The 11,986-nt window shown below is 60.9% G+C and carries 8 protein-coding genes; 4 read left to right on the top strand and 4 right to left on the bottom strand.

What is annotated here, in order from left to right; genetic code table 11:
* Positions 1–246 precede the first annotated feature (246 nt).
* Complete coding sequence (locus MUN80_RS14430; protein WP_244714038.1) at positions 247–435, bottom strand: hypothetical protein; 189 nt, start codon at positions 433–435, stop codon at positions 247–249.
* 479 nt (positions 436–914) lie between these two features.
* On the opposite strand from MUN80_RS14430, the gene MUN80_RS14425 reads away from it, so the two are divergent.
* Positions 915–2,108 carry a glycosyltransferase family 4 protein gene (locus MUN80_RS14425; RefSeq protein ID WP_244714036.1) on the top strand — a complete coding sequence of 398 codons (1,194 nt, stop codon included), beginning with the start codon at positions 915–917 and terminating at the stop codon, positions 2,106–2,108.
* Between the two features lie 305 nt (positions 2,109–2,413).
* Here MUN80_RS14425 and MUN80_RS14420 read toward each other — a convergent pair whose 3' ends face one another.
* Positions 2,414–3,916, bottom strand: a complete 1,503-nt coding sequence (locus MUN80_RS14420) for an NCS1 family nucleobase:cation symporter-1 (protein WP_244714034.1) — start codon at positions 3,914–3,916, stop codon at positions 2,414–2,416.
* 148 nt (positions 3,917–4,064) lie between these two features.
* Positions 4,065–5,168: a LacI family DNA-binding transcriptional regulator gene (locus tag MUN80_RS14415; protein ID WP_244714033.1), complete on the bottom strand. Its 1,104-nt coding sequence runs from the start codon at positions 5,166–5,168 to the stop codon at positions 4,065–4,067.
* Positions 5,169–5,507: 339 nt separating this feature from the next.
* Here MUN80_RS14415 and MUN80_RS14410 point away from each other — a divergent pair, with 339 nt between their 5' ends.
* From MUN80_RS14410 to MUN80_RS14400, 3 genes are read left to right on the top strand one after another with little or no spacing between them, the layout of a single operon-like run.
* Positions 5,508–7,616 (top strand): alpha-L-arabinofuranosidase family protein, encoded by a 2,109-nt coding sequence (locus MUN80_RS14410; RefSeq protein ID WP_244714032.1) that lies wholly within the window; start codon positions 5,508–5,510, stop codon positions 7,614–7,616.
* A gap of 18 nt (positions 7,617–7,634) precedes the next feature.
* On the top strand, positions 7,635–8,618 hold the full coding sequence (locus MUN80_RS14405) for a glycoside hydrolase family 43 protein (protein ID WP_244714031.1): 984 nt from the start codon (positions 7,635–7,637) through the stop codon (positions 8,616–8,618).
* 60 nt (positions 8,619–8,678) lie between these two features.
* The gene (locus MUN80_RS14400) at positions 8,679–9,677 is read left to right on the top strand and encodes an arabinan endo-1,5-alpha-L-arabinosidase (RefSeq protein WP_244714030.1); all 999 of its coding nucleotides are present in this window, start codon (positions 8,679–8,681) and stop codon (positions 9,675–9,677) included.
* 105 nt (positions 9,678–9,782) lie between these two features.
* Here the strand turns inward: MUN80_RS14400 and MUN80_RS14395 are convergent, their stop codons facing one another.
* Positions 9,783–11,831 carry a glycoside hydrolase family 127 protein gene (locus MUN80_RS14395; RefSeq protein ID WP_244714029.1) on the bottom strand — a complete coding sequence of 683 codons (2,049 nt, stop codon included), beginning with the start codon at positions 11,829–11,831 and terminating at the stop codon, positions 9,783–9,785.
* Positions 11,832–11,986: the final 155 nt, after the last annotated feature.

Here is an 11,986-nt window from a genome sequence, read left to right as displayed (position 1 = left end):
GATTTCTCAGTAGTACTTGCCAGACGGGGTGGGGTTCATCTGGTAAACAGGGCGTGGGAATTTTAATTATCAGCCAGCCGGGGGGATTAGCTGGCTGATAACTGGGACAATATTAAGCAACAGGTCTTACAGTTGCACTATCGGCGTAAAAATTTTTAGTAAGTGCTTACTCACCTTTTATAGTAGCGGCTTGATTTCCAATAATTTACTATTGCATTAAAAATTCCTTAAAAAATACAACCCACCCTATAAGATGAGCGAACTGGTAGAAAACAGGTTGTGCAGAGCGGCGGCCATGCCGGGGTTGGTCCAGCGAAAGGAATTGAGCAGACTAGCCGTGCCAAAGGCGTAGATACCACTCTGCCCCGCCTCGGAGGCGGCATTCCTGCTGTCGCCGGCTACCCCGAGCATGTGAATTTGGTAGCCAGAAAGCATGGGGGCACTGTGACGCTGGCTACAGTTCAGGCCTTGCACCTGGCGTAATGCTGCAGGGAAGAAGGTACGGAAAGAATAGACGAAAATGCGGAGAGCAGGCCGCCCCCGACGTGGTCCAGATTCTCATGCAGGAATAGCTGCGCGTGCTGCTTACCGCTACCCAGCTCAACTGCCTTCGCGCCTGGGAGCAAACCGCCCTGGAGGCCCGGCAGTTCAGCCTTATTGCCCTGAGGCACTAGGCCTACGCAACCTTCTGCGACTCCATCCGGTCAGTCCTCGACTGCGCCCCGCCGCCTACCGGGCCGCCTTCACCGCCCGACTGATGCGTAGTTCCCAGGTCAGCCGACCTGAGGAAAACAAAAGCGGTGAAAATGGCTGGTTTCGTCTAGGTCTTTGGCTTGGTGGCCTGTTACCGAAGGCGGCGCAGGGTGCTTTCTCTGGGTTTACGGCCGCAGCTTTTTTGTTTTATTCCTCTGCCTATGGTTTCTCTTTTTACTCCCGATTTGCTGACGCCCCAACTGGAAAAGTCGGCTCTGCAGGTACCATTGGTCGTGCTGTGCCGGTCTACGGAGTGGAGCTCAGCAGAACAGCAGACGCTGGCGTTGGCCGTGGCCCTGCAGCAGGCGGGGCGGCGCGTGTTACTGGCTGCCGCGGCAGGGTCGTTTCTGCTCCAGCAAGCCCGCACCGAGCACCTGATTTGCGTGGCCCTGCCGACCGGCCTACGGGGCGCACAGGAGCTGGCCCGCCTGATTCGGCGGCAGCTGGTAGGTGTGCTGCTCACCACACGCCCCGCAGATATCGGCCTGGCGCGGCTGCTGAAGCTCTGGCGCGGTCGGGGACTGCAGCTGGTGCACCGGCAGCTCGACCACGACGAGGTGGCCCCGGCCAACCCATGGCGGCGCTGGTGGCAAGCTCACTCTTTCCGGGCCGTCGACGCCTGGGTGGCTTCGTTTCCGCGCCAGGCCCGGCAGGCCCGGCAGGACGCCGGCCTCAACCCGCGCCGGCTGTGGGTGGTACCACCATTGTTTGAGCCCTCCGGGGCAAGGGACAGGCCCGGCCGCCAAAGTCAGGCGCGGCACCTGCTGCGCCTGCCCGCGCCGGCGCCCCTTATCGGTGTAGTAGCCCACGACACTCAGGGGCCCATGTTTGCTCTTGAAACCCTGTACCGGCTGCGCGAAGAGCTAAACCTGGCGGCCGAGCTGGTTGTCATCGGCAGCCCCGCTACACCCGCCGGGCCAGCTTACTGGGCCGAGCTGCACGAACTGGCCCGGCAACTGCGCCTGCACCACTGCGTGCACCTGCGGCCCTTGCACAACTCGGCCCAACGCACGCTGTTTTATCAGGCCCTGGATGTGCTGCTGCTGCCTAGCCTGGCTTCGGTGATGGGCGGGGCGCTGCTTGAGGCTATGGCCTCGGGCTGCCCGCTGGTAAGCCTTGCCGAGGCCGACGCGCCTGATTTGCTGGAGCAGGACGTGACCGGGCGGCTGTTTACCCTTCACAACGTAGCCGCCGCCACCACGGCTCTGGCTACGGCTCTAGGCCAACCCGCGGCCGGGCAGCGCATGGCTCGCCGGGCTGCGGCCCTGGTGGCCCAGCGCTGCGGCGCCCAGCAGCAGAGCCTGCAGCTGGAGTCTGTGTTTCAGTATATCGGCCGATACCAGGCGCTGGTCTAGCGGCGCGGCTGTGGCGCTGATCCGGCGGCGCACCTCCCCCCTACCGACAACTCGTTTTCGGCCAATACTCTGGGGCCAAAATCATTGGGTTGCTAAAGCATAACTGCCCAAAGAGCTTAAAGCCTAGATTCTGGCTCGTTACGAGGTGGCCCCTAGCCAGCTGGAAAAGGACTGGTACGATTTGGTAGCCCGGCTGCGCGACTATAACTTGCTTGATTCCGACGCCAAGCTGCTCAACTTTTCAGGTTCAGTCATAGGGTCCGGAAGCTGGGCATCCGCACGTTTTGTTTCTACCAGTATACAGATCAATACAGGGCTTCCAGCGGTGCTGAAGCCGATGTGCGCTGTTCCTGGGCCATGAGCAGCAGATAAACCCCGCCGGATACGAAGAAGCCGACAAACCAGGCGTAGTCGTAGAGCGCAATCAGGCCCGGCCAAACCGTCTGCTTGTCGAGTACGCCGATGGCGGCCAGGAAGCCCGGAATATTGGGCAGGATGCCAATGATGAGGGCCACCACAGCCCGCAGGTTATAGCCGTTGCGGTAGGCGTACTGGCCCTGGTACTGGTAGAGCTCGGGCACGTCGAGGTGCTCTTTGCGCAGCAGGTAATAATCGGCCAGCATAATGCCGCCGATGGGCCCGAGCAGGCCGGAATAGCCCACAAGCCAGGTAAAAATGTAGCCCGAAGGGTCGGCAATCAGCTTCCAGGGAAAAATCAGCAGGCCCAACACGCCGGTAATATAGCCGCCGGTCTTAAAGGAAATCCGCTCCGGCGACACGTTGGCAAAGTCGTTGGCGGGACTCACGATGTTGGCCGCAATGTTGGTGGCCAGCGTCGACAACGCCACGGCCAGCATGGCCACGCTTACCAGCAGCTTACTGTCGAATTTGCCGGCCAGCACCACCGGGTCCCAGATGGTCTTGCCGTAAATCACAAACGTAGCCGAAGTCACGACCACGCCCACGAAGGAGAAAACTGTCATCGACGAAGGCAAGCCCAGAGCTTGCCCCAACAGTTGGGCCCGCTGGCTTACGGCGTAGCGGGTGAAGTCGGGAATGTTCAACGACAACGTGGCCCAGAAGCCTACCATGCCGGTGAGGGAAGGGAAAAAGAATGCCCAGAAGGCCGCGCTGGACGTGAATTTCGAGGGTTGGGCCAGAATCGGGCCCAGGCCATGGCCGGCCGCAATAGCCCACCACAGCAAAGCCAGGGCCGCAACGGGCAGGAAGAAGGCCTTGAACACGAGCAGCTTGCGGATGCTCTCCACGCCTAGGTGCACCACGTACATATTCAGCAGCCAGAACAGCACGAAGGTAATGGCTGGCCCCGTGGCCAAGGCCCAGGATGCCGGGAATACGGCCGGCAGTGTGGCCAGGCCCGGCAACCAGAGCACGCCCATCTGGTAGAGGGCGTAGCCGCCAATCCAGGTTTGAATGCCAAACCAGCCGCAGGCAATCAGGGCGCGCAGCAGGGCCGGAATGTTGGCCCCGCGCACCCCAAAGCTGGCCCGGGCCAGCACCGGAAAGGGAATACCATACTTGGCGCCCGCCCGGCCGTTGAGCAGCATCGGCACCAATACAATCGTGTTGCCCAGAAAGATGGTTAGCAGGGCCTGCCACCAGTTCATGCCGCCTTCAATCAGGGAGCTGGCCAGCATGTAGGTCGGGATGCACAGGCTCATGCTGATCCAGAGGGCGGCGTAGTTGCCGGTGCCCCAGCGGCGCTCAGCCGGCGCAATTGGGGCCAGATCTTCACTGCTGAGGCCGGGGTCGGCGACGGGGGCGGTGCGGGGTAGAGCGGTGTTCATGGGGCGCTTCGGGAAGAAGTGGTTCGGACTGCCCTGGCCGGCAGCCTTCTGTTCCTTAAAGCTAGAAGAATTAGGCACTTGTCCACGCTCCGCACCCGCTTTTACCCGACCCGGACCCGCTCCCGGCCAGACTTAGTTCCCGGAGCCCTTACGGCACGAAGGAGCTGGTGTAGCTTTTGGTCACCAGCTCCGGCTCGGGCTGGCGCACGGAAGAGTTGCGCACCAGCAGCTCGGGCCGCAGCGCCACCTGCCGGGGCGTAAATGGCGCGCCGGCCGCATCAATTACTTCCAGCAGCAGGCGCACGGCGGCCTGCCCCATTTCCTCACAGCGCTGGTCAATGGTGGACATGGCCGGTTCGGTGATAAGCGTAAAGGTCTCGTTGCTGAACCCGGAAATGGCCACGTCCTGGGGCACGCGCAGGCCCTGGCGCCGGGCTTCCTGCATGGCCCCCAGGGCACTGTAGTCGCCGGCGGCAAACACGGCGTCGGGGGGCTCGGGCAGGAGCAGAAACTGGCGCATGGCCGCGCTGCCCTGCTCCTGGCTCATGTCGGCGTAGTAAATCAGGGATTCATCTTCGGCAATGCCGGCCTCCCGCAAGGCATCGAGGTAGCCCTGGCGGCGGTTTTTGTAGATGTTCAGGTGCTGGGGGCCAGCCAAGTGGGCAATGCGGCGGCAACCCTGGCTCAGCAAGTGCCGGGTCGAAACGTAGCCACCTTCCTGGTCGTTGAGCACCACGGCATTCACGTTGTCACCTTCCACAATCCGGTCGAAGAACACCAGCGGCAACCCTCGGCTGCGCACTTTCTCAAAGTGGCGCACGTCGAGCGTGGTGCGCGACAACGACACGAGAATGCCCGCTACCTGGGCGCTGAGCAGGATTTCGAGGTTGCGCCGCTCCTGGGCCACGTCCTCGTTCGACTGGCAGATAATGACGTTGTAGCCCGCTTTGCTGGCCGCCGTTTCGATGCCGTGCACCACCGACGGAAAAAACCGCCCCTCGATGTAGGGCACGATGATGCCGATGAGCTGGCTTTTGCCCTTGCGCAACGCCGAGGCCAGCCGGTTGGGCTGGTAGTTGTACTTCTTGGCCAGCTTGAGCACCTTCTGCTTCATGGCCGGCCCAATACTATGATGGTCGCTCAGAGCCCGCGAAATGGTAGTCATCGATACGCCTAGCTCCCGGGCCAGGTCGGCCATGGAAACGGGTGTGGTAGGAATTTGGGCCGGGGCTTGTTTTTTTCGGGGCGCCATAGAGGAAGTACGCAACACAATGCTTTGTGTAAAGATAGGATTATATGGTATCTGGCAACACAAAATGGCCTTCCAACCGAATTATTCCCGAATTGGGTGTTGCTAAAACCTATTATCGGGCTTTCGTTGCCGAGTGAGAATCCAGCTCCTGGCAAGAAATTTTCTGGTCAACGCTGAGCATGTTGCGATTTTCCTATTACTTTACACAAACGATTGTGCAACTTCTCAACGGGCTTTTGCTCCGCTGCTGCGGGCATCTCCACTGCAGCAGCTTTTTCCTGGCTCCTACCCTGGCCTTTTCTCGGCCCGGAATATTCTTCGCTCATTTCATCCTCCTGTATGCCCACCTCTTTTCCCACCCGATTCGGGCGGCTCGCCAGCAGCGTAGCCCTGTCTTCCCTGGGTCTGGCTCCGGCCCTGGCCCAAACCAAGCCCACCGCGGCCAACACGATTACCGTGCAGGTCAACAAGCCCGGGGCGCCCATCGCCAAGACCATGTACGGGCTGTTTTTCGAGGACATCAACTTTGCCGCCGACGGAGGCCTCTACCCCGAGCTGGTCAAGAACAAGTCGTTTGAGATTCCCGGGCAGCATTTTATCGGCTGGAACGCCATTCGCGGGGCCGCCGCGCTGGAGACTTATACCGTTAGCAGCGACAAGCCGATTAGCGCTACCAACAACCACTTCGTGCGCCTCACTGCCAAAACCGCCAGTCCCGATGCGGGCCTGATCAACGAAGGGTTTCGGGGCATGGGCCTCAAGCAGGACGCGGAATATACCTTCTCGGTATACCTGCGCCGCGGCCCCGGCAGCGTGAGTGGCCTGAACGTGACGCTGGAAGAGGAAGCCCGCAGCGGTGCCGGCCCCGAAGCCGCGCCCTCGGGCCGGGTGCTGGCCCAAACCAAGATTTCGGGCCTCACGGCCGATTGGAAGAAGTATACCGTGGTGCTCAAGTCGGCGGGCACGGCGGCCAAGGCCCGGCTCAAGCTGACCCTGGACGGAGCCGGCACCCTGGATATGGACGTGGTGACGCTGTTTCCGAAGGACACCTGGAACAAGCGCGAGAATGGAATGCGCACCGATTTGGTGCAGCTGCTCAAGGACATGAACCCGGGCTTTCTGCGCTTTCCCGGCGGCTGCATCGTGGAGGGCCGCACCCTGACCGAGCGCTACCAGTGGAAGGAAACCATCGGCGACGTGGCTTCCCGGGTGCCGCTGGTAAACCGCTGGAACATGGAATTCCGCCACCGCTCCACCCCAGATTATTACCAGTCGTTTGGCTTGGGCTTTTTCGAATACTTCCAGCTTTCGGAAGACATTGGCGCCGAGCCCGTCCCGATTCTGAACGTGGGCATGGCCTGCCAGTTCAATTCCTCGGAGCTGGCCCCGATTACGGCGGCCGGCGGACCCAGCGCGAACGAAGGGCCAGCCCACAACCACGCCGACGATGACCCGACGCTGGAAACCTTTATTCAGGACGCCCTGGATTTGATTGAGTTTGCCAACGGTCCGGTCAGCAGCCCCTGGGGCGCCAAGCGCGTTGCTATGGGCCACCCGGCACCGTTCAACCTCAAGTTTATCGGCATCGGCAACGAGCAGTGGGGCCCACAGTATTTGGAGCGCTACGAGCCGTTTGCCAAGGCCGTGAAGGCTAAGTACCCCGGTATCAACATTGTATCCAGCGTGGGCCCCAGCCCCGACGGGGACTTGTTTGACAAAGCCACTAAACGCCTGCGTGAGCTCAAGGCTGAGGTAATCGACGAGCACTACTATGCCAGCCCCGAGTGGTTTCGTCAGAACGTGGGCCGCTACGACAACTACCCGACCACCGGCTCTAAGATTTTTGCCGGCGAGTACGCCGCTCAGACCGTGGGCATTGCCAGCCCCGACAACAAAAACAGCTGGGACGCGGCCATTTCGGAAGCGGCCTTCATGACCGGCCTGGAGCGCAACGCCGACAAGGTGATTATGGCCTCCTACGCTCCGCTTTTCGCCCACGTCGATGCCTGGCAGTGGACGCCGGACATGATTTGGTTTGACAACCTGCGCGCCTATGGGACACCCAACTACTACGTGCAGAAAATGTACTCCACCAACCCCGGCACCACCATGCTGCCAGTGCAGCGCGCCGACAACGGCAAAAACGGGCAGGACAACCTGTTCAGCAGCGCCGTAGCCGACGACAAAACCGGGGAAATCGTGGTGAAGCTGGTCAACTACTCCGCCGAGGCTCGGCTGGTGGCCATCAACCTGCAGGGCGTGAAAAAGCTGGGCAAGAATGGCAAAGCCACCGTGCTGGCTTCCAGCGACCTGAACGCCGTCAACAGCCTGGATAAACCCCAGAACGTGGCGCCCAAGGATGAGTCGTTCAAGGTGAACTCGGCAAACGTGACGTACACCCTGGCTCCCAACTCCTTCACGGTGCTGCGGATTCCCGGCAAACGCTAAGCTTTGGCAATGATGACGATGCACAAAACTCTGCTCTTGACCGGCTTACTACTAGCTACTGGGCCCGTGCTGCTGCCTTCGGCGGCGCGGGCCCAGGCCCTACCCGAACCGGCAGCCGGCAATCCCATTATCAAGGACAAATACACCGCCGACCCCGCCGCGCTGGTCTACAACGGCACGGTCTACCTCTATGCGGGCCACGACGAGGCCCCGGCCCGGCAGGAGCGCTACGTGATGCACGAGTGGCTTTGCTACTCCTCCCAGGATATGGTGACCTGGAAAGAGCATCCGTCGCCGTTGAATGTCAAGGCTTTTGCCTGGGCCAAGGACGACGCCTGGGCCTCGCAGGTGATAGAGCGGAACGGCAAGTTTTACTGGTACGCCGCCGTGGAGCACAGCTCGATTCCGGGCAAAGCCATTGGCGTGGCCGTGGCCGACAACCCGCTTGGGCCGTTCAAAGACGCCCGGGGCTCAGCCCTGATTACCAACGACATGACCACCGAGGCCAAAATCAGCTGGGATGACATTGACCCCACGGTGATTGTCGACGACAAAGGCCAGGCCTACCTGTATTGGGGCAACACGATTTGCTACTGGGCCAAACTTAAGCCCAACATGACCGAGCTTGACGGGCCCATCAACAAGGTGACCACGCTGCCTAAGTTTACGGAGGCGCCCTGGGTGCACAAGCGGGGCAATTGGTACTACTTAAGCTACGCCTACCAGTTTCCCGAGAAAATTGCCTACGCCATGAGCCGCAGCATCGAGGGGCCCTGGGAGTTCAAAGGTATTCTGAACGAGGTGGCCGGCAATTCCAACACCAACCACCAGGCCATTATCGACTTCAAGGGCCAGTCCTACTTCATCTACCACAACGGCAGCATCCCGACCGACGGGGGCTCGTTTCGCCGCTCGGTCTGCATCGACAGGCTGGAGTACAATAAGGACGGCACGATGAAGCGTGTGGTGATGACGACCGAAGGCGTGAAGCCGGTCAAGTAGCCGCTCTATCTTCTCACGCCGATGCTGAACAGACTTTTCCCCTCCTCTGCACAATCGTTTATGTGTCGAAACTGCCTTTTCGGGCTGCTGTTGGTTAGTGGCTTGCTGACTAACACCCCCGGCGCGGCCCAGGCGCAAACCCCGGCTTTAATTGGGGCCCACGACCCGGTGATGATCCGGCAGGACGGCACCTACTACATGTTCGGCACCGGGCCAGGCATAGCGGTGTGGTCGTCGCGGGACCGGCAGCACTGGACGCCGGAGCAACCGGTGTTTGCCCAGGCACCGGCCTGGGCCGTGCAGGCCGTGCCCGGCTTCAAAAACCACATCTGGGCCCCGGACATTTCTTTTCACAACGGCGTGTATTCGCTGTTTTACTCGGTGTCGGCCTTTGGGAAAAACACGTCCTGCATCGGGCTGGCCACGAATAAAACCCTGAACCCGAAGTCGCCCGACTACAAGTGGGTGGACCACGGGCGGGTGGTGCAGTCGGTGCCGGGGCGCGACATGTGGAACGCCATTGACCCCAACCTGATTCGGGACGAAGCCGGCCGCCCCTGGCTCACGTTTGGCTCGTTCTGGGAAGGCATCAAGCTGGTCCAGCTGCGGCCCGACCTGACGGCCCCGGCCCAGCCCGAGCAGTGGCGCACCCTGGCCCGCCGCCCCCGTGACCCCAAGCTCAACGACTCCTTGCCCGGCGACGGTGCCATCGAAGCCCCCTTTATCTTCCGCAAAAACGGCTTTTACTACCTCTTTACTTCCTTCGACTACTGCTGCCGCGGCCCGCAGAGCACTTACCGCATCGTGGTGGGCCGGGCCAAGAGCGTGACTGGGCCCTACGTGGACCAGGCCGGCGTGGCCCTGGACCAGGGTGGCGGCACCCCGGTGTTGAGCGGCGACAAAAACTGGTACGGCCTGGGCCACAACTCGGTGTACAGCTTCGACAACCAGGACTACCTCGTCTTTCATGGCTACGATGCCGCTGACAAGGGCCACTCCAAGCTGCGGGTCGAAAAGCTTACCTGGAATGCCGCCGGCTGGCCGGTGGTGCAGCCGTAGCTGGTTTGAGTACCAAGAACCACTGACTTACCTCTGCACACCAAAAGGCCCGGCCGTGAACTTCACGACCGGGCCTTATTCTTGCCAGGAGTACCTAAGAAAAGACTATTTGCCCACCGTTACTTCCTGGGGCTGGCGTGAAATAAGGTCCACGTCGGTGAGCTGCTGGGGAAACCAGACGGTCATTTCGCCCTTGCCCCGGTTGGCCCAGGCGTAGTACGGAATAGCTGTCAGAGTCTGGCGGGTGGTGCTGATGGAGGTATTGGCCGCGTCAACCTGCACGGCCGGCACGGTGGCCTGGAGCTGCATGATGCCGTTGAGCACCTCAGGTTGGAAGCTGGCCGTGAAAGTGGTAGCGGCCGGCACCAGTAGGTTGCTGGCCTTGCCCTGGTTGTCTTTCCACTCGGCGCAGTACACCACCGGGCCGCGCTGCAGCGCCACTTTGCCCAAGTCGTCCTGTACTTTGGGGTTGGCCACTACCTGGCGCACATTCATGGGCAGCTGCACTTCCACCACGTCGTTTTTGCGCCACTTGCGGGCTAGCACCGCGTAACCGTTGCGGATAGTGTATTTGGCTGGCTGCCCGTTCACACGAATGGTAACGGCGGGCGTTTCCGATGCCGCAAAGCGGTACAGATCCGACGGTACGGCCTGGCCTTGGGCCCACCCCGGCAGGCGCACGAGCAGGTTGAAATCGGGCGTAGCCGTAGCGTTTACGGTGAATTTCAACTCGCCCTGCCAGGGATAGTTGTTTTGCTGAGTAATGCGCACCGGCTTTTTGTTGACCAGCAAATCGGTTGTGCCGCTGATAAAGAGGTTGGCGTACACGTCGCGGCCGTTCTGGGCGTAGACGTAGCCCGGCAAGGAAGGCATGAGGCGGGCCAGGTTGGTGGGGCAGCACGAGCAGTCGAACCAGCCGGCGCGCTGGGGCTCGGTCTGGGGAAAGCTGGCGCTGTTTTTCACCTGCATGGCATTGGAGTAGAAAAAGGACTTGCCATCCAGCCCCACGCCCGAAATCAGGCCATTGTAGAGGACCTTTTCCAGCACGTCGATGTACTTGGCCTCGCCGTGGAGCTGGAACATGCGCTGGTTCCAGTAGATGTTGGCCACCGCCGCGCAGGTTTCATTGTAGGCCGTCGTGTTGGGCAACTCGTAGTTGCCCCCAAACCGCTCCCCACCCGGCACCGCGCCCGTGCCGCCGGTCACGTAGAGCTTCTTGCTGACCATGTTCTGCCAGATAGAGTCTACGGCCGCAAGCAATTTCTGGTCACCGGTGAGAGCGGCTACGTCGGCCATGGCCGAGTACAGGTATTCGGCCCGCACGGCGTGGCCCTCAGCCTCCTTCTGGTCCACGACGGGCTTGTGGTCCTGCCAGTAGGAGCCGTTGCGCCACGGGTCGTTGCTTTTGGGGTCGTATTTAAACTGGCCGCGCTGGTCGAGGAAGAACTTGGCCGTGCTCAGGTATTCGGGCTTGCCGGTCACGCGGTAGAGCTTCACCAGGCCCATTTCCACGATTTCGTGGCCCGGCGCCACGGCCCGTTTGCCGGGTCCGAAGACGGAGCATACCAGGTCGGCATTTTTCAGGGCAATGTCGAGCAGGTTTTTCTTGCCCGTCGCCTCGTAATGCGCCACAGCGGCTTCGTAAAGGTGGCCGGAGTTGTAAAGCTCGTGGCTGAGTTCCCGCTCCTTCACCCACCGCTCGGGCCCGGCCCAGTCGTGGGGGTGGGCCGGGTCGATGGTGCGGGCCGTGTAGAGGTAGCCGTCGGGTTCCTGGGCCGCCGCCACTTTCCGGATCAGCTCGTCCATATACTGGTTTAGCTTTTCGTCGGGGTAGAGCTTAAGCGAGTACGAGGCCCCTTCGATGGTTTTGTAAATGTCGGTGTCGTCGAAGGGGAAGATGGTGGCAAACTTGCCCTGCCGGGCGGCGGCCATTTCGAAGTTCTTCACCCGGTTGGTAGCCTCACAGCGCTGAAACGAGGCCGGAATGGTCACGTCGGTATTGGTCTTGAGCCGGGGCAGCCAGAAATTATCCGCCAGCTTGACCCGGGTAAACGACACGGCCTGAATTGGGTAGTCGGAGCGTTTGACAGCCTGGGCCTGGGCCGGCGTAACCAGCAATCCGAGGGCAGCAAGGGAAAGAACAAAATGTTTCATGGCAAAGGCAAGAGGTAAAAACTTCTGGGATTAGAAGGCTAATCAATTCCCTTCCTTTTCAAGGAGGGGTTTCCCAAGGGAGGGGTGGTTACTTGCTGAACAGGTTTTAGAATCTACCTCTAAAAAGTCGTTCTGATGGTTCAACCACCCCTACC

Source organism: Hymenobacter cellulosivorans, assembly GCF_022919135.1.
Lineage (GTDB): Bacteria > Bacteroidota > Bacteroidia > Cytophagales > Hymenobacteraceae > Hymenobacter > Hymenobacter cellulosivorans.
Note: the sequence above shows the minus strand (reverse complement) of the source record. Positions and strands in the feature narration are given on the sequence as shown.